The organism is Halomonas sp. FeN2 (assembly GCF_020595105.1).
In the GTDB taxonomy this organism is placed as follows: domain Bacteria; phylum Pseudomonadota; class Gammaproteobacteria; order Pseudomonadales; family Halomonadaceae; genus Vreelandella; species Vreelandella neptunia.
Genome location: NZ_CP074200.1, coordinates 2,017,178 through 2,034,881, shown reverse-complemented (window position 1 = coordinate 2,034,881; position 17,704 = coordinate 2,017,178). Strand labels below are relative to the sequence as shown.

Genomic DNA, 17,704 nt, shown 5'->3' with positions numbered 1-17,704 from the left:
CCCATGCAAAATGACTGTCGCCGGCCGGGCGCTGCCCGGCTGGCTGTTGGCTTGGAGGTGCCCATGACACTGCCGGATCGAATCGGTGGAGTAGTTCTCCTAACGCTCGGGGTGGCGGTTGTCATCGCCTCGCTGGGCCTACCTGCCATCCCAGGCCAGCCCGTGGGGCCGGCGATATTCCCCTCTGTGCTTGGCGTGGCACTTGGCCTTTCAGGGCTGATTATCTTCGTTAAGCCGGAGCGCCAGCCAGCCCAAGAGACCCAGCAGCTTGAAGCCTTGAGTGTCATCGGCACGCTGCGCCTGCTATCGCCAGTCGCTGTACTGATCCTGGGCTACCTCATTATGGAGTCGTTGGGCTTTCTAGTGACCGGCTTTTTGATTGTGTTGGTTATCTCCCTGCTGCTGCGGGGCTCGGTCGTCGGCTCGCTGTTGCTCTCCGCGGTTATGACGGTGGTTATCTATACGATCTTCGCCAGCCTGCTCAGAGTGCCGCTGCCCGCGGGCATACTCTCGCTGCCCTGGTAAACGGAAGCATCTCATGGAAAATATCATCCTTTCGCTCCAGACCGTCGCCACTCTCGAAGTGATGATGGTCATTGTTTTGTCCTCCGCTTACGGCATGCTGGTGGGCTGCATTCCGGGTTTGTCGGCCACCATGGCGACGGCCCTGCTAGTGCCGATCACCTTCTATCTGTCGCCCGTCGCCGCCATAGCATCGATCATTTCGGCCTCGGCGATGGCCATTTTTTCCGGGGATATTCCTGGCACTTTGTTGCGTATCCCAGGCACTCCTGCTTCTGCTGCCTATATGGAGGAGGCCAACGCCTTTACTCGACGGGGCGAACCCGAAACAGCGTTGGGCACCGGGCTATGGTTCTCGGCACTTGGGGGCATCTTCGGCACGGTGATACTGGTATTGGTTGCGCCCCTGCTGGCCTCCATCGCTCTTCAATTCTCGAGCTACGAATATTTCTGGTTAGGCTGCCTCGGGTTGCTCTGCGCGACCCTGGTATCCAACGGTCCGCCGATAAAAGCGTTTGCGGCGCTGATGTTTGGCCTGTTGGTCTCCACGGTGGGGATGAACAATGCCGCCGGCGTGCCGCGGTTCACCTTCGGTTCTTATGAGCTCTATTCCGGCATTGATGTGGTGTCTGCTCTAGTGGGGGTCTTTGCGGTGGCCGAAGTTATGCGCGCCATGACTGCCCCCGACACCCCCGCCGCTTCGCGCCGCCGGTTTGGCAGCATCCTGGGCAAACAGTGGGCGCTGACACTGCGCTACAAGAAGCAGATGCTGCGCGGAAACTTGGTAGGCGTAATGATCGGTGCACTGCCCGGTGCCGGGGCAGATATGGCTGCTTGGGTCGCCTATGCTACTTCCAAACGCTTTTCCCGCACTCCTGAGAAGTTTGGCACTGGCCACTCCGAGGGGCTGGTCGAAGCAAGCTCGGCTAACAACTCGGCGCTGGCAGGTGGTTGGGTGCCTTCGCTACTGTTCGGTATTCCGGGCGATACGATCACCGCCATTGCTATCGGCGTGTTGTATATGAAAGGGCTAAACCCAGGGCCTACCCTGTTTACCGAAAATGCGGCCTCGCTCTACTCGCTCTACTGGGTTTTCCTGATCGCCAACATCATCATGGTTCCTCTGGGTCTGCTGATGATCCGTAGCACTACCTATGTGCTGAGCGTGCCGCGCTGGACGATCATGTCCACCGTCTTGCTATGCAGTGCCGTCGGTGCCTATGCCGTCTCTAATAGCCTGTTTTCGATCGTGGTGGTGGCTGCCTTCGGTGCGATCGGCTATGCCCTCGATAAGTACGGTTATTCGGTCGCGGCTTTTGTACTCGGGCTGGTGATGGGGCCGATGGTGGAGCAGAACCTGGTCACCTCACTGATCAAGTCCGGGGGTGACGTAACGCCTTTCTTCACGCGACCTACTTCTGCAGTGCTGGCTTGCTTGACGATCGCTGCCCTGTTAGCGCCGTCACTCCTGCGCTTGCTGCGCAAGCACCGCCGGGTCGCTGTCTGATGCCTGCTGCTTACACTACTTATTCACTATCGACTCACCACGCACTTTCCAAGGAGACCACCCAATGATCGAACCTCTCAATAAGCCAGTTATTCGTGTTGGCATTGCTGGCGCGGGAGCCATCAGCCAGTTCCACTTGGTTGGTTGGGGCGAGGTCGAGGGCATTGATGTTGTCGCTATTTGTGATCCTGACGAGGCGCGTGCCCGGGAACGCGCCGAGGCATTCGGCATTCCTGGCGTTTATACCGATGTTGCCGAGATGCTGGCGGCTGAGTCTTTGGACGCTATCGATATCATTACGCCTGTAGGCTCGCATGCACCTCTGGTTAGGTTGGCTGCCGAACACGGCGTTCACGTGGTGTGTCAGAAGCCGATGACCCCAACCGTGGCGGAGGCTGAAGCGCTAATCCGCGATATCGGTGATCGGGTGCGTTTCTGCGTGCATGAGAATTACCGGTTCCGTCCCCATTACGCCGAGGTGCGCCAATGGGTTGCTGAGGGGCGTATCGGCGAAGTGCAGCATGTTCGTCTCACCATGCGCTCGGCTTCGATGGTCGCCGCCGAGGGCGAAACGCCTTTTCTACTCGGCCGTCAGCCCTACCTAGCTGACTTTCCTCATCTATTGATCTTCGAAATGTTGATCCATCAGATGGATGCGCTCCGCGCTATGCTCGGTGAGCTGGATGTCACCTCGGCGAGTGTCTCGCAAACCAATCCAGCGCTCAAAGGCGAGGATACCGGCGTCATTCTTATGCGTCAGCGGGAGGGCGGTGCCTCGGTGGTGCTGGATGCCAATATTTCTGCCATGGGCTATCCACCGCTGCCAACGGATCGACTCGAGGTGATCGGTTCGCGGGATACCCTTATTATGGATCGTGATGAGATCTATCTTGTCAGCGATCCCGAGAACCGCACGAAACATGATTTAAAGGCAAACTACCAAGCCTGCTTCTCGGGGCTTATCGCTTCTTTTGTGAAGGGGCTTCGCGAGGGGACGCCTTTCCCGACGGATCGGCTCGACAATCTCGAGACGCTGCGCTTGATGGAAAGCGCCTACACCGTATCGGGCTGGACGTCGGCACAATAGGAATATGAATTCGGGCCACTATGGCCCGGATGTGAAATTTGCAGTACTTGCTAACAACAATGCCGCAAGTGGTTACTGTCAACGAGAGAGGTGTTCTCTAGAGCAGCAGGGATAAATATTTCTGAATGAAATTTAACCCAGCAGAAGCCCTTTATCTATCGCTATAAATTCACTGGCCGCATTTATCAGCGACGCTGCCGTCAGTTGGGGAACACCATACACTTCGACTTTTTTCCCGTGCTTCGCACGGATTTTTTGGACTAGCAGATCGAAGTCACCATCGCCGGATACCAGCACGATAACGTCTGCCTGTTCCGCATACTCCATCGCATCGAGGGCGATGCCCACATCCCAGTCACCTTTTGCGGAACCGTCTGAGCGCTGGATAAAGGGCTTTAATTTCACATCAAAACCAATCGCTCTGAGTATATTTTGAAACTCTCGCTGCTTTTGGTCACCCCTATCGATGGCATAGCAAACAGCTTTAATAACCTCTCTGTTAGCGGTTACGCGTGCCCAGAACTTGTTGTAATCAAAGTTTCGGCCATAGGCTTCGCGCACGGTGTAATAGACGTTTTGAATATCAACAAATATGGCAACGGTGGTCATCAATTCGCCTTTTCATGAACATATTAGAAGAAGTCGGGTTAGCTAGCCCCAGTCTAACACTCAGCCGGTTGTCGCCCTTCATCCGCAAAGAGCAAGGTCATGATGGAACAGTTTTGTACAACTAATGGTAGCTTTTGTATGAGTTTTTGGTTTTTAATGTCCTTATATGTTTACCTAGGCGAATCATCGTCGTTTAAAGATAAAGGCGCTCTAACCTATGACTTCCATAAGCTCGCCATTGGGTCTACAAGACACGACCTCATCCGACCTATTTCCCCGCACTGTGATGTTGGCAGGTAACGACCCTGAAGCAACGCGTCGAGAAATAGAGACTTGCTTCACTGCCACCTTTGACCGCTATGAGTCACTGTTTACCACGCTGACAAGCGAAGAAGCCTATGTGCGTAAGCCTATTGCTCTCAGGCATCCTCTGATTTTTTATCTCGGCCATACCGCGACGTTTTTCGTCAATAAGCTGGTACTGGCGAAGCTCTTGCCTGCCCGGATAGACCCCAATATGGAGTCTATCTTTGCGGTGGGTGTCGATGAAATGAGCTGGGATGATCTCAACGAAGCTCACTACTCATGGCCATCGGTCAGTGAGGTAATGGAGTACCGCGCCAAGGTGCGAGCGGCGGTGCTTAATTTGATCCGCGAGCTGCCCGTATCGCTGCCCATCGGTTGGGATAGCCCATTCTGGCCTATCGTGATGGGCATTGAGCACGAACGCATTCACCTTGAAACCTCTTCTGTTCTGATTCGCCAGCAGTCGCTCGATCTGGTCACGCCCCAGCCGGCTTGGGAGCCTATTCGCACTACCGGCGAGCCGCCGGAAAATACGCTGATTACGGTGCCTCAAGGCGAGGTGGTGTTAGGCAAGTCGTTTGACGACCCATGGTATGGCTGGGACAACGAGTACGGCCATCACCGCGCCGACGTGGAAGAGTTTAAAGCCAGCCAGTTTCTGGTTAGCAACAATGAGTTCCTAGAGTTCGTCGAAGCCGGTGGCTACTTGACCGACGCCTTCTGGTCAGAAGAAGGTTTGGGGTGGCGTAATTTTGCCAAGGCGACTCATCCCACCTTCTGGGTGTGGAAAAACGAATGGTTGCTGCGCTTAATGACCGAAGAGGTTGAGATGCCTTGGGATTGGCCTGTCGAGGTCAATTTCCACGAGGCCAAAGCCTTCTGTAACTGGAAAAGCCAGCAGACGGGTCAGCCCGTGCGCATGCCAACGGAAGATGAGTGGCATCGTCTGGTGGAAGAAGCAGGTGTCTCTGAGATTGAGAGTAACAAGCCCGCCAACGCCAACCTGCATTTGGATCACGGCGCCTCTTCCTGCCCGGTCACGCGATTCCAGCATGGCCAGTGGTTCGATGTGGTAGGCAACGTATGGCAGTGGATGGAAACGCCTACCTACCCATTCCCAGGGTTTGATGTGCACCCACTGTACGATGATTTCACAACGCCGACTTTCGACAACCAGCACAACCTGATCAAAGGCGGCTCCTGGATATCCTGCGGTAACGAAACCCGCCTTAGCGCGCGCTACGCGTTCCGGCGCCACTTCTTTCAGCATGCGGGGTTCCGCTACGTAGTATCAGATGCGGAGGTCAAGCTGCCCAGCGCTTATTACGAAAGTAATGCCCGCATGGCGGAGTACGCGGAATTCCATTACGGCGACGAGTGGTTTGGTGTTGCCAACTTCCCGCAGGTACTGGCTAACAAGGCGTTAGCCAGCATGGCCGGCCGCCAGAAAAAACGCGCTCTGGATTTAGGTTGCGCCAGCGGGCGCTCCAGCTTTGAGCTGGCCCGCGAGTTTGAGCATGTCGATGGCGTGGACTTTTCGGCCAACTTTATCCGTCAGGGCGTGGAAATGGCGGAGCAGAAAGTGCTGCGTTACACCCGCACCGAAGAGGGCGAGCTGGTTAGCTATCAGGAGCGCACCCTGGCAAGCCTGGGGTTGGAAGAAGCGGCCAACCGCGTTAGCTTCCACCAGGGGGATGCGTGCAATCTCAAGCCGCAGTTCAGCAATTATGATTTGGTGCTGGCAGCTAACCTGATCGATCGGCTGTATAAGCCTGCCCAGTTCCTGCAGACCATTCATCAGCGTATCAATGCCGGTGGCATCCTGATGATAGCGTCGCCATATACCTGGCTGGAAGAGTACACGCCGATGGAGGAGTGGATCGGTGGCTTCAAGAAAAATGGCGAAAACTTCAGCACGCTGGATGGCCTGAAGGAATTGCTTGAGCCCCACTTCCGGATGATCAGCGATCCCGAGAAAGTGCCCTTCGTGATCCGTGAGACCATGCACAAATATCAGCATAGCCTCTCGGAAGTCACGCTGTGGGAACGTCGCTCTTAGCGCTTCTTAAAACTCGCTATTAAAAAACACAGTCCTCAATGGCCCGGTTAATCGACGTTTGCTCGGTTAACCGGGCAAATAGGTTACCTGCCTCCTCGCCATTGATTAAGCCTAACAACACGCCCAGTACGGCACCTCTATGTACGCTATCGCCGCCAACTTCTGCGTTAATCTGTAAAGCCCGCAAAGGTTCTTGGTGGTGTTTGCAGGCAAGGTATAACACCGCAGGCCATGCGTCGGTAATGTAGCAAGCGGTTGATAGTTCCCTGCCTATTACCTCTCGCTCGGGGCGATTGCTCTCCACCAGCTTCGTTAAGTCCCTACGGGATAAGCCGCGGGTCGCCTTCAGCAGCAGTTCCTGCACGTTGGTATCGTCATCGCGGAACAGTAGCGCGTCGATTAGCTCAACGTAGGCGTCGCAAATGTCGGCAAGAAAGTTGTCTGGATGGGTCAGTGCTAAGTGGCTGCGGCAAAGCTTGCGGGTATCTGCCAGCGAAAGACCCCTTAAGCGCTCGCCGATTGCTAGCGGGGCAATCGTTACCAGGCCACCAATGGAAGGTGTGTCGTGGGTGACGGCGCCGCACTTGTGAGGCGACAGGCCTTTTTCAAGATTAGCGAAAAAGCCGCGATGATAAGACTCGGCGTAGGTGTCCGGGTGAGCCGGTTCCTCTGCGGTCATTAGCTGGATATAGGCTTGCAGGAAGGTGTCGCGGTCATAGTGTTGGTCAGGGCCGCCCATCGTTTGCATTAGGGTCAATGCGCAGTAGGCGTTAAGAGTGTTATCCCCTGGATTCATACCTTGATGGTAGTGAACGTTCGGGCGGTTCCAGAAGGACTGCTTTCCTTTAAGAATCACACCGCCGACGATCTCGTTCTGTGTAGGGCTATCAGTGCGTTTGCGCCCACCACCGCTGGTGGAGTGCATTGACATAATCGATGACGGATGGAATTCCGGCGGCGTTTCAAAGGTGGTTATTCCGTCTGGAAACGCACGGTCGATATCGTGAACGTTGTAGAACCAGTGCACCGGCATCGCTAGTGAATCACCAATAAAAAGGTTTCTAAGCGCGGCAATAGCTCTTGATGACACGTTGTCTGTCATGGATCTGATCCTTTAGATGCGTTTCGCCATCTTATGGCAATCTCCTGATTAGCGAACTGTCCACGGTCAACGCTGAACTCATCGCTGGGCCATAAAGGAAGGTAGGTACATGTCATCATGCTTGCGCAATTGTGATGTTGGGTTTGATCTTATGCTTGGTGTTCTTGGCCTGTGAATATCGCGCTCTCAGCCTGAAAAACAAATAATGGCATCAGAAAAATGAGCGCTATCAAATGCAATTTTTTTATGGGGCTGATATATATTATTAAAGAATCAGTGTTCATCTCGGCGTAGGTTTACGTACATGAATGCCCAGGAACAGGATCGTCTGTTCGCGCTCCGCCAGCTAAACCTGCTGGATACCTCCCCCAGTGAGAGTTTTGATCGCATAACACGGATGGCTAGCCAGCTATTCGGTTTGCCGATCGCCGCCGTATCGCTCACTGACGAGAACCGCCAGTGGTTCAAGTCCCGGGTCGGGGTCGATCATTGGGAGATTCCCCGTGAAACGGCTCCCTGCGGGGAGGTCTGCGATGCCTCGGAAGTCCTGGTCATCCCCGATCTGCTTGCCTCGGACTGTTACCGAAATAGCTACCTGGCAAAGTCAGGTATCCGTTTTTATGCGGGTGCACCGTTGGTCACGCGAGAAGGTCACACTCTGGGCGCGATGTGCGTACTAGACACCCAGCCAAACGAGCTCTCTGAGCAGGAGCAAACAATGCTCCGCGATCTAGCCGCCATGGTCATGGCCCAGATCGAGCTGCAGCACGCTTTTGGCAGGGTCGACCCGTTAACTGGCCTTTCTAACCGAAACCAGTTTGCTGAAGACCTACAGGATATGCAGCGTGACTCGCCACACGAGTGGAGAGTCGCGCTGTTGACCGAGGTGGTCGATGTCAGTGAGATAAGCGCGCTTCACCGTACCCTGGGCCCCGCTTACCTTGACGAGCTGGTAAGGGTTTCCGCCCGCTGTTTACAACAAGCCATCGGTTCGGGAATGAAAATTTACCACCTGGGTGGCTGCCAGTTCGTGCATCTGGTGAACCACGCCAGCGATACGCACTTGCTCCAGGAGGCGCTGCGGCTTCGTCAGGCGCTGCTAGCGCTTGAATCTGCCCGCGCAGTGCCGGTATTGGTTCGGCCCACCGTGGGTATCGCACCATTTTGTTTAGGCAAGATCGCGACTGTGGATATTTTGCGAAGTGCCTATGCCGCTTGCCTGGATGCTCGCCAAGCGAGAAGAGGGGCGGGGCTCTTTTCCTCGGAGCTGGATGCCGATTACCAGCGGCGTTATATGCTGCTGAACGACATTGGCCGGGCGCTGGAAAACGAGGATGAGCTTTACCTGGTCTTCCAACCGCGTGTCCGCCTTGATAGCGGCGAGTGTTCGGGAGCAGAAGCGTTGTTGCGCTGGCGCCATCCAGTCTTGGGGGACTTATCGCCAGACGAGTTTATCCCATTGATCGAACATACGCCGATGGCTAAGCCATTCACCCAATGGGTGTTGCGGCATACCGTTAGTCAGGCAGCAGCGTGGCATCGGCAAGGCGAGACACTGCAGATTTCGGTCAATGTGTCGGCGACCAATCTTGAGGAAGAGCATTTTGCCCTACAGCTACTGGGTGAGATGGCGCACATGGGACTACCGAGAGCCAGCCTGGAGGTGGAGCTGACTGAAAGTGCGCTGGTTAGCCAGGGAGACGTGGCGACTGACCAGCTCAAAGCGCTGATAACCGCTGGAGTGCGGATCGCCATTGATGATTTCGGTACCGGCTACAGCAGCCTCTCCTATCTGCACGAGATTCCCGCCCATACCGTGAAAATTGATCGCCTTTTCATCACCCATCTAGACAGTGATGAGCGTGCTGCGACGCTGGTCAACTCGATGATTTCAATGGCCCATGATCTGGGCTACCGCGTGGTGGCCGAAGGGGTAGAGAGCGATGCTGTTTACCGCCGCCTCGTTCAGTTGGGCTGTGACGAGGCTCAGGGCTATCTTATCGCCAAGCCGCTATCGCCAGCGGCGTTCGAAAATTGGCTGCATCCGGGGTAGGTCGATAATGCGTAACTTAAAAAGTGCGCTCCGCAAATGTCGACGTAAGTAGGCCTGCCAACATCTACCTTGTATGCGCTAAAGCGGCTATGTCTCATTTAGTGAGATGAACTCGTGAATTTGTCTTGTTATGTTTTAGTTCAAATAGACAAATAACGATAAACATAATGCCGGTAAATGAAAGCACCACCACATCAGGTCCTAGCACTCTCGTTCACGCCATGCAGATATTGCAGGTTACCGCACGTGGCGGCCACCGCGGTGCTAGCGTAGACGATTATCTGAATGAGTTGAGTTTCAGTCGTCCTACGCTCTATCGGTTGTTAAAAGGTCTCAAGCAACAAGGATTCTTACGCTCTTCTCCCATTCGTGGGCGCTATCTGCTGGGTTATGAGCTGCTGGTGCTTGGAGCCCAGGCAGGGAATGGTGCTGGGTTGCGTGATTTGGCCCGACCAAGGTTGCTGGCACTCGCGCAGCGCTGGGGCGACAGCTTCTACCTGTTCGCTCGCGATGGCGTTAATGCCGTTTGCCTGGAAGTGCAGAACGGCGCTTATCCCGTGGGCAGCTTTGTTAGAGCGACGGGTGGACGTTTGCCGCTAGGTGTTGGTCAAGCGTCGATTGCCTTGCTTGCCTACCTGGGGGCTGATGAGCGAGGCGAAATACTCAGCCATAACGCTGAACGGCTGATGGACGAATACGCGATCGCCATCGCCGACATCGAAGCCGAAATTTCCCACCAACTGAAACATGGTTACGCCCGTGGCGTAGAAGGTTCTTTGCTTCCGGAATACAGCGGCCTGGCCATTCCTATCCTCGATCATAGCGGCCACCCCCTGGGTGCCATGAGTTGTTCAATGCTCAAATCGCGTATGACGAAGAGCCATAAGCGGGAAGTCCTCCAAGGCATGCAGGAAGAGGTTGCTGCCATGGTCAATCAGGCCCACGGCCTGCTGTATCTGGATTAACGCGCTATGTCACACACTACGCACCCGTCCCATCAGCGCCCTTGCGGCTGGAACGCTTGGTTAACCGAGCGCCAGCCGCGCCCCGCCTTAAGTGGCCAATCTGAGGCAGATGTCGTCATCATCGGGGCTGGTTATACCGGTTTTGCGGCAGCTTCGGCCTGGCACCAAGCGCGCCCTGAAGACCGCATCAAAATCCTCGAAGCTGACCAGGTAGGTGAAGGGAGCCCAGGGCGTAACTCGGGCTTTATGCTGGAAATTGCTCTGGCCAATGATGCTCGCCCCGAAGAGCTTGAGCGCATGGAGAAGCTGAACGCGTTAAGCCGACAAACCATGGCGTTACTGCGCGAGCGCGTCGAACGCCTAGGCATTGACTGCCAACTCGAGCGTAGCGGCACCTATCGCGCTGCCCGTAGCACGATAGGCCAACGTGCCTTGAGACAGTATGAAGCGTTTCTTAAGGCTGCCGGTCTGTCTTACCAGACCTTGAACGCTAACCAACTCGCTGAGCGAATCGGCACGCGCTACTACACACAGGGTATTTATTCACCGGACTGCTATCTCGTTCAGCCCGCAGCATTGATTGTGGGTTTAGCGGATTCATTGGAAGCCGGAATCGAACTGCATGAGCACTCGCCCGCGACTCAAATAAAGCCTGATGGCAAAAAGTGGCGTGTGACTACACCCGAAGGCGAAGTAACGGCTGGACAGGTAATCCTGGCCAATAACGCTTTTTCCAGGGCCTTGGGCGCAGACCCTTCGCGGCTAACCGCTATTTATACCTATGCCGCCATTACCGATCCTTTACCGCAGCCCGAGCGCCAACGCATCGCCGCGACGACATGGGGGCTGCTACCCGCACACCGCTTAGGCTGTACGCTGCGCACCACCGCCGACGGACGTTTGATGATCCGCTCGCGTTACAGCTATGAACGCGAAGCGGATAACGCCCGTATCGAGGCCGAACTAAAAGCGAGCCTTGAGGCCCGCTACCCCGAGCTTACCCCAGTACGCTTCGACAAGGTCTGGGGAGGAACCACCGGGTTGACCTATAACGGCGCTCCCCTCTGGGGCGAGATCCAGCCTGGGTTATATGTGTCAGCGGGGTGCAATGGCGGCGGTATCGTTAAGGGTACCTTCTTGGGGGATGCTTTAGCTCGCCATGCGCTCGGCCAGCCGGTCGAGAATATTGCGTCTTTATTCGGCAAAGCGAGCTGGATGCCGCCCGATCCCGTACGTCGGTTGGGTTTCTACCTGACCAGTGAAATGGAGCGCCGAAAGGCAAAAAACGAAACCTGACTCCTCCCACCACTATAAAAAAAGAGAGATGACAATGGATCCTCAAGATCATATAGGGCTGCTGTCCATCATGCCGGCGGCATTGGCCATCGTGCTGGCATTTGTCACCCGTAATACGGTTTTCTCGCTGGCTGTTGCTTGTTTCGTTGGGGTGATTACCCTGGGCAATGGGCTGATGGGATTTCCGACGCTGTTAAAGGAAACCCTGGGCACCACCAGCTTCTCCTGGATACTGCTGTTGGAGCTATTCATTGGCACGGTGATCGCTTTTTTCCAACGCACCGGGGCGATTCAGAACTTTACTGCCTGGGTGGAACGCCGTGCCTTATCGCGGGTGCGGGTTCAGTTGGTTGCCTGGGTGATGGGCATGTTCGTTTTTTTCAGCGACTACTTCAGCCCTCTGTTTGTCGGCAGCACGATGCGTGGCCTGACGGATCGTTACCGGGTCTCGCGGGAAAAGCTGGCGTATATCGCCGACTCCACCTCGGCTCCGGTGAGTGTAATGGTGCCTATCACTGGCTGGGCAGTGTTTATCTCCGGTTTGTTGATCGGCATGGGCCCCATCGAAAATGCTGCCCAGGCGATGGGGGTATTTCTGCATGCCATACCTTTCAATCTCTATGCATGGCTATCGGTGTTGGTGGTCGGACTGGTGATCGTAGGCGTCATTCCGCTTTTCGGCCCGATGCGTGAAGCTGAGCGTCGGGCTCAGGAAGAAGGCAAAGTCCTGCGCGATGGGGCAGAACCGCTGGTGGGTGAGGAACTGACGGAAATTCCGCCTTATGAAGGAGCACGTACCAGCCTGTTTTGGAATTTTTTCGCCCCGGTTCTGATAGTGATCGGCGTTGCCGTGGGCACCTTTATCGTGATGGACTCAGCCAAGACCATGGAGGCATTTCTGGCAGCTTCTGTGTTTCTCGGTATCGTTATGCGCCTTCAGGGCATTCCCTTTAGCGACATTATGAAAACCTCGATGGCGGGGATGAAGGGAGTAATGCCAGCCATTATCATTCTGGCGTTAGCCTACTCATTGAATCAGCTGTCCAAAGACATGGGGACGGCCAACTATATCGTCGAAGCCACCGCCGGCTGGCTAACACCTGCTTTGCTCCCGGCCATGACGTTCCTTATTGCCGCCGTTATCGCTTTTTCCACCGGCACTTCATGGGGCACTTTCGCGATCATGATGCCACTCGCTGTTCCGCTCGCTTTTAACTTCAGCGGCGATATGATTACACCGCTGGTGTATGCCACAGTGGCCGCCGTGGCGGGAGGCGGTGTCTTCGGTGATCACTGCTCACCCTTGTCGGATACCTCTGTGCTCGCTTCGACCGGGGCCGCCTCTGACCATATCGACCATATCAAAACGCAAATTCCCTTTGCGCTAGCCGTTGCCTTGCTTTCCCTGTCCATGTATCTGTTGCTCGGCCTTACCCTGTAACCCTCTCCGCCCTACGATAACAGAGGAAGGCGTTGTCGTAGGGCTAACACCATTTTGATACTACTCTGCCGGGCGGCACATCATGGTCATCAATATCTTTTCTGCTGCATCTTACGCATCAATGATACCCCTGTTGGTTCCTATCCGAGGTCATTGGTCAGTCTATGAGTCCGCAACGGGACGCTATTGCAGCAAGTTAGTGAGCCGACCTAGCTGGCTAAATTAACAGAAAGGGAGTGGCGAAAGCCTCAATGGCAGTGCTACTCAAATAAGCATTGATGGCTTAAACAGTTCCGTACGGTCAATGGATTGACCCGACAGCATGAACTCTCCCATACCCCGGTAGTGCAGCGATTCTTCCTCATCTGCCGAAGGCGCTGCGTGGGCTTTAACGACCTCAAAAACAAACAGATTGTAGCGCTCAATCATGGCGTCATCGTGCAAGCGGCACTCGAAAGACGCATAGCATTCCTCTATCCGTGGCGCCCCGACCTTTTCTGACTTGCCTGGGGTTAGCTCAAACGCTTTGAACTTGTCGACCTCGCTTCCTGAACAGTTACCGATACTCACGACCTTATCGACAAGTGATGCCGAAGGAATATTGATCACGCATTCGCCGCTGTTGCACACCAGCGCATGGGAGTGATTGCCTGCATCAATAACGCAGCCTAGGAGTGAGGGGGAGAACGCCATGACCATGTGCCACCCCATGGTCATGATGTTGGTGTGTTGTTGCCATTGTGATGACACCAGCACAATGGGGCCAGGTTCAAGAAAGTGTCTGACGTTGGAAACAGGAAAGTCCTGCTTTACTATCGGGTGTGGCATAAATAACCTCCGATTGGATTAGTTAGTCGGGCGGCGCATTAAGGTCATCAATACCCCCGCGCCAATCAAACTACCTGCACCGCAACGGTGTAGCAGGCGGCGAAAATTGGCGGTCATTAGTTGTCGGCTAGTGGTCGACAACAGTGTGTAGCCGAGGTCTGAGATGACACCGATCACAAGAAACGTAGCAAACAGAATCGCCAACTGGGGCGCCAGAGGCTGGGTTTGGTTAATAAACTGCGGCATGAATGCCATGAAGAATAGAATGCTTTTGGGGTTTAGCAGCGTCACCCAAAATGCCTTTGCGGTACCTTGCTGAACGTTCACCCCAGAGGCTTCCAGGTCATTTAACTGGCCAGATTCACGCCACATCTTGATGCCTAGGTAAAGCAGATAGAGAACCCCTAGCCATTTAACCATGGCGAATAGCTCCGCCGATGCCATCAGCAGCGCGCCTACGCCTGCAAACGAAAGTGACATCGCCACCAGGTCACCCAAGAAAAAGCCAGGCAACATCGCCAGAGCAGCTTTGCGGCCTTGATTGATGCCGGTCACTACCAGTAGAGCAACGGCGGGGCCGGGGGACGCGATGACCAAAAACGAAGCCAACACAAACGATAGCCAAAGCTCAATCGACATAGCGTTAATCTTCCTGTTGGTGAATTATTAACTTTATCTCGCCGTATAGTTGTAAGCCCTGGAACGCCGCGTGGCAATTATGTTCAGTGTTCATTTTCTCACCTATGTGAAGGAAAGCAGAGATGGCTGGTAGTCCTTGGTGGTGGCTTCCTTAAGTCTGAAAGCGGTCATTCAACAAAGGCTGCCTGCTTAACTCCACTTATCGTCCTGATGATCACTGGAGGTTACCCGCTAGCTGTTCAAAATCTGCATTGCTCATAGCGGAAGTTGCGACGACAATGCTCAAAGCGACCTTGTATACATGCAATCAATGGCAGTGGAGGGCTCCGTATGAAAGCGTTGTCGAGCATGGGGTTTGCCCTATTTGGAGCCGCGCTGGTGGCGATCAGTTACGGGCTTGCGCGTTTTGCCTTTGGTCTGTTTGTACCTTCTATCAGTGCTGAACTTTCGCTGACGTCTTACCTGGTCGGCATTATCGGGGCGCTGCCGTTTATTAGCTTTGTGCTTTCCACACTGGTCGCGCCGCTTGCCGCTGATCGGCTCGGTGCGCGTAACTTAGCCATTCTCTCTGGGTCTTTCGGTGTTGGCGGTTTAGCGCTGATCAGCCAGTCGTCAGACGCGCTATCGCTGGGTATGGGTGTATTTATCTGCGGTATCTGCACCGGTTTAATGATGCCCGCGCTGACCGCTGCGATGCAGGCGCTGGTGAGCCGCGCAATGCATGGGCGGGTCAGCTCGATTATGAATGCCGGTACTAGCATCGGTATCATCGTGGCGGTACCGACCGTTGTGTTCTTGTCGGATGCATGGCGACTGACCTACACGATATTTGCTGCGCTTACCGCTATGGGAGTCGTGGCGGCATGGTACTTCATCCCTTCCGTGTCACGAGTCATTCCAGCCAACGCTGCACCACCACCGCCCATCACTAGGTCGCAATGGTCGCGCCTCATTCGGCTGACGATTTTTGCCTTCGCCATGGGCTTTGTATCTGCGCCGTACTGGCTTTTTGCTCCGGATCTGGCGGTTACCCTTGGCGCGTTGTCCCCAGGACACACCGGTTGGTTATGGTTCGCGGTAGGGGTCGCCGGGCTCGGCGGCGCTGTAATAAGTGATTTAGCCGACCGAAATAACCCACCCATTACCCAGGCATTGATGTTGATGATGCTGTCTTCAAGCTTGGTGTTGCTGGCCGCTAGCCCTGGTCAATTAGCGCTGGCGATGTTTTCCGCGATGGTTTTCGGTCTTGCCTACATGAGTTTGACAGGACTGTACCTGATGACCGGCATCCGGCTGCTGCCTGGGCGGCTATCGATGGGGCCGGTATTACCTTTTATGGCCTGCGCGCTTGGGCAGGCGGTGGGCTCGCCGGTGACTGGTGTGCTGGTCGACAGGCTTGGGTATGCGGATGCGTTTGCGATCTTTTCGGTGGTCGGCATTCTGGTCGCGGTGCTATCACCACTTTATCCGGGCCATATCGACTATTTGACAGAGGAAGAAGAGCCGCAACCGACAGAGGCTGAAGATACTGGCCTCCAGGCCGCTTACGATCATCAGTTGCTGGATGAAAACGGTGATCCCATCGAACCTGTTGCTGAAGATGCCGAGACCCTTAGCTGACGTGTGCGGCTAGCCAGCCTAGGCGCTTGGCGAAAGGCTGCGTTGGATGTTCACGTTAAAAGAGGGTCAATAGCTTGCCTAGTGTTTCCATGCCGCGCTCGCTGCGTGGCGTCCAGGGGTGGCCATAGCTTAAGCGCACGCAGTTTCGAAACTGCTGGGTCGCGGAAAAGATCGGGCCTGGCGCTAAGCTCACACCATGTTCGAGCGCCGTATTGAAGAGTCGCAGTGAATCCACTTGCTCGGGAAACTCCGCCCATAAAAAGTAGCCGCCCGCAGGGCGGGTAATACGGGTATTGGCAGGAAAGTAGCGATCCGCCGCTGCCAGCATGCTGCTTTGCTGGGCTTCCAGGGCATGGCGGAGCTTACGCAAATGGCGGTCATAACCGCCGTGCTGCAAATAGTCTGCGATGGCTGCCTGAGCGGGCACGGAAGGTGAAATCGTGGTCATTAGTTTGAGCCGCGAGATAGCCTGGGCATAGCGACCGCCTGCCACCCAGCCCACCCGGTAGCCGGGTGCCAAGCACTTTGAGAAGGAGCTGCAGTGGATGACCAAACCCTCATCATCGAAGGCTTTTACGGGCGCAGGCGGCGTGCTGCCAAAGTACAGCTCGGCATACACATCATCCTCTAGCATGGGTATTTGGTGCTGTTTTAACAGCTGATAAAGCGCTTGCTTGCGCTCTTTACTCAGGCTGGCGCCGATTGGGTTTTGCAGGTGGCTCATAAACCAGCAGGCTTTGATCGGCAGTGTCTCTAGTCGCTCTGACAGCACCTCCAGGTCGATCCCCTCCCGTGGGTGAACCGGAATCTCCACCGCGCGCAGTTTCAACCGCTCCAACACTTGCAGGCTGGCATAAAAGGCCGGGGACTCGATCGCCACTAGGTCGCCCGGCTCGGTAACACACTGCAGGGCCAAGTTAAGCCCCTCCATTGCACCATTGGTAATCACCAGCTCTTCCATCGGCAGTTGAATGCCACCCAGCATGTAGCGCAGGGCAATTTGCCGACACAGGTCAGTATGCCCGGTGGTCATATCGGCCACCACCTGCTGGGGCGAAAGCGCCCGCAGCCCCCGGGTCATGCTGATACTCAAGCGCGAAAGCGGAAACAGCTCAGGGCTGGGAAAAGCCGAGCCAAAGGGCACCGTTTGGTCATCCTGAAGCGAGTCAAGCACCGAGAACACCAACGCGCTGACTTCTACCTCTGCCGGGGCGGTGGGCTGCAGCGTTACGCGGGGTTCGTCCAGCAGGCGCCGGGCGTGTTCACGGACAAAATAGCCCGAGCGTGCTCGTGCAGTGATAAGCCCTTGGTTTTCCAGTAAGTAGTAAGCCTGAAACACCGTAGAGGGGCTAATGCCGTGATGGCGGCTCGCCTGGCGCACCGAAGGTATACGCTCCCCTGGGCCAAGCACGCCTTGGCGAATCAACGTGGCTATCTCATCGGCAAACTGTTCGTAGCGTTTCATGGCATAAACCGTCGGTGCGTAGGGTAATAAACAGCTTCGATACTCTCAATTAAAAGCATATCAGATAGAGCCATATTCGGCGGTAGTTACCAACTGATACTGCTTTTTTCTCTAAAACTGCGTCTGTTTTAGTTGTCGGCCAGAAAGGCATAGTAGCGGCTAATTCGATGACGTCCCTCGACCGCATAGACCTCTACTCCCTCTT

Annotated in this window: 14 protein-coding genes; 9 read left to right on the top strand and 5 right to left on the bottom strand. The window is 55.2% G+C overall.

The window, feature by feature from the left end:
• Positions 1-63: 63 nt before the first annotated feature.
• The 3 genes from KF947_RS09275 to KF947_RS09265 all read left to right on the top strand — a co-directional run bounded on the left by KF947_RS09275 (position 64) and on the right by KF947_RS09265 (position 3,116).
• On the top strand, positions 64-525 hold the full coding sequence (locus KF947_RS09275; protein ID WP_227406052.1) for a tripartite tricarboxylate transporter TctB family protein: 462 nt from the start codon (positions 64-66) through the stop codon (positions 523-525).
• A gap of 13 nt (positions 526-538) precedes the next feature.
• A complete protein-coding gene (locus KF947_RS09270; protein ID WP_227406051.1) occupies positions 539-2,029 on the top strand; it encodes a tripartite tricarboxylate transporter permease in 1,491 nt (496 codons plus the stop codon).
• Positions 2,030-2,093: 64 nt separating this feature from the next.
• A complete protein-coding gene (locus KF947_RS09265) occupies positions 2,094-3,116 on the top strand; it encodes a Gfo/Idh/MocA family protein (RefSeq protein WP_227406050.1) in 1,023 nt (340 codons plus the stop codon).
• 132 nt (positions 3,117-3,248) lie between these two features.
• On the opposite strand, the gene KF947_RS09260 is transcribed toward KF947_RS09265, so the two are convergent.
• A complete protein-coding gene (locus KF947_RS09260) occupies positions 3,249-3,725 on the bottom strand; it encodes an NYN domain-containing protein (RefSeq protein ID WP_227406049.1) in 477 nt (158 codons plus the stop codon).
• A 217-nt stretch (positions 3,726-3,942) separates the two neighbouring features.
• On the opposite strand from KF947_RS09260, the gene ovoA reads away from it, so the two are divergent.
• Positions 3,943-6,090, top strand: coding sequence for a 5-histidylcysteine sulfoxide synthase (gene ovoA, locus KF947_RS09255; protein ID WP_133731975.1), 2,148 nt, complete (start codon positions 3,943-3,945; stop codon positions 6,088-6,090).
• A gap of 19 nt (positions 6,091-6,109) precedes the next feature.
• Here the strand turns inward: ovoA and KF947_RS09250 are convergent, their stop codons facing one another.
• Entirely contained in the window at positions 6,110-7,192 is a 1,083-nt protein-coding gene (locus tag KF947_RS09250) for an ADP-ribosylglycohydrolase family protein (protein WP_227406048.1), read from the bottom strand.
• A gap of 304 nt (positions 7,193-7,496) precedes the next feature.
• Here KF947_RS09250 and KF947_RS09245 point away from each other — a divergent pair, with 304 nt between their 5' ends.
• The 4 genes from KF947_RS09245 (at position 7,497) to KF947_RS09230 (ending at position 12,947) form a co-directional block, all read left to right on the top strand.
• Complete coding sequence (locus KF947_RS09245; RefSeq protein ID WP_227406047.1) at positions 7,497-9,245, top strand: GGDEF and EAL domain-containing protein; 1,749 nt, start codon at positions 7,497-7,499, stop codon at positions 9,243-9,245.
• A gap of 167 nt (positions 9,246-9,412) precedes the next feature.
• Complete coding sequence (locus KF947_RS09240; protein WP_227406046.1) at positions 9,413-10,210, top strand: IclR family transcriptional regulator; 798 nt, start codon at positions 9,413-9,415, stop codon at positions 10,208-10,210.
• Between the two features lie 6 nt (positions 10,211-10,216).
• Positions 10,217-11,506 carry an NAD(P)/FAD-dependent oxidoreductase gene (locus KF947_RS09235; RefSeq protein ID WP_227406045.1) on the top strand — a complete coding sequence of 430 codons (1,290 nt, stop codon included), beginning with the start codon at positions 10,217-10,219 and terminating at the stop codon, positions 11,504-11,506.
• A 34-nt stretch (positions 11,507-11,540) separates the two neighbouring features.
• Entirely contained in the window at positions 11,541-12,947 is a 1,407-nt protein-coding gene (locus tag KF947_RS09230) for a Na+/H+ antiporter NhaC family protein (RefSeq protein WP_227406044.1), read from the top strand.
• Positions 12,948-13,211: 264 nt separating this feature from the next.
• Here the strand turns inward: KF947_RS09230 and KF947_RS09225 are convergent, their stop codons facing one another.
• Entirely contained in the window at positions 13,212-13,775 is a 564-nt protein-coding gene (locus KF947_RS09225) for a flavin reductase family protein (RefSeq protein ID WP_227406043.1), read from the bottom strand.
• A gap of 18 nt (positions 13,776-13,793) precedes the next feature.
• On the bottom strand, positions 13,794-14,414 hold the full coding sequence (locus KF947_RS09220) for a LysE family translocator (protein WP_227406042.1): 621 nt from the start codon (positions 14,412-14,414) through the stop codon (positions 13,794-13,796).
• A 330-nt stretch (positions 14,415-14,744) separates the two neighbouring features.
• On the opposite strand from KF947_RS09220, the gene KF947_RS09215 reads away from it, so the two are divergent.
• A complete protein-coding gene (locus KF947_RS09215; RefSeq protein ID WP_227406041.1) occupies positions 14,745-16,034 on the top strand; it encodes an MFS transporter in 1,290 nt (429 codons plus the stop codon).
• A gap of 55 nt (positions 16,035-16,089) precedes the next feature.
• Here KF947_RS09215 and mapR read toward each other — a convergent pair whose 3' ends face one another.
• Positions 16,090-17,499, bottom strand: a complete 1,410-nt coding sequence (mapR, locus tag KF947_RS09210) for a GntR family transcriptional regulator MpaR (protein ID WP_133731981.1) — start codon at positions 17,497-17,499, stop codon at positions 16,090-16,092.
• Positions 17,500-17,704: the final 205 nt, after the last annotated feature.

Coding starts and splice junctions, on each gene's coding strand:
- KF947_RS09260 (WP_227406049.1), bottom strand. CDS start 3,725: ATGACCACCGTTGCCATATTTGTTGATATTCAAAACGTCTATTACACC.
- KF947_RS09215 (WP_227406041.1), top strand. CDS start 14,745: ATGAAAGCGTTGTCGAGCATGGGGTTTGCCCTATTTGGAGCCGCGCTG.
- KF947_RS09225 (WP_227406043.1), bottom strand. CDS start 13,775: ATGCCACACCCGATAGTAAAGCAGGACTTTCCTGTTTCCAACGTCAGA.
- KF947_RS09265 (WP_227406050.1), top strand. CDS start 2,094: ATGATCGAACCTCTCAATAAGCCAGTTATTCGTGTTGGCATTGCTGGC.
- KF947_RS09275 (WP_227406052.1), top strand. CDS start 64: ATGACACTGCCGGATCGAATCGGTGGAGTAGTTCTCCTAACGCTCGGG.
- KF947_RS09245 (WP_227406047.1), top strand. CDS start 7,497: ATGAATGCCCAGGAACAGGATCGTCTGTTCGCGCTCCGCCAGCTAAAC.
- KF947_RS09270 (WP_227406051.1), top strand. CDS start 539: ATGGAAAATATCATCCTTTCGCTCCAGACCGTCGCCACTCTCGAAGTG.
- ovoA (WP_133731975.1), top strand. CDS start 3,943: ATGACTTCCATAAGCTCGCCATTGGGTCTACAAGACACGACCTCATCC.
- KF947_RS09240 (WP_227406046.1), top strand. CDS start 9,413: ATGCCGGTAAATGAAAGCACCACCACATCAGGTCCTAGCACTCTCGTT.
- KF947_RS09235 (WP_227406045.1), top strand. CDS start 10,217: ATGTCACACACTACGCACCCGTCCCATCAGCGCCCTTGCGGCTGGAAC.
- KF947_RS09220 (WP_227406042.1), bottom strand. CDS start 14,414: ATGTCGATTGAGCTTTGGCTATCGTTTGTGTTGGCTTCGTTTTTGGTC.
- KF947_RS09250 (WP_227406048.1), bottom strand. CDS start 7,192: ATGACAGACAACGTGTCATCAAGAGCTATTGCCGCGCTTAGAAACCTT.
- KF947_RS09230 (WP_227406044.1), top strand. CDS start 11,541: ATGGATCCTCAAGATCATATAGGGCTGCTGTCCATCATGCCGGCGGCA.
- mapR (WP_133731981.1), bottom strand. CDS start 17,499: ATGAAACGCTACGAACAGTTTGCCGATGAGATAGCCACGTTGATTCGC.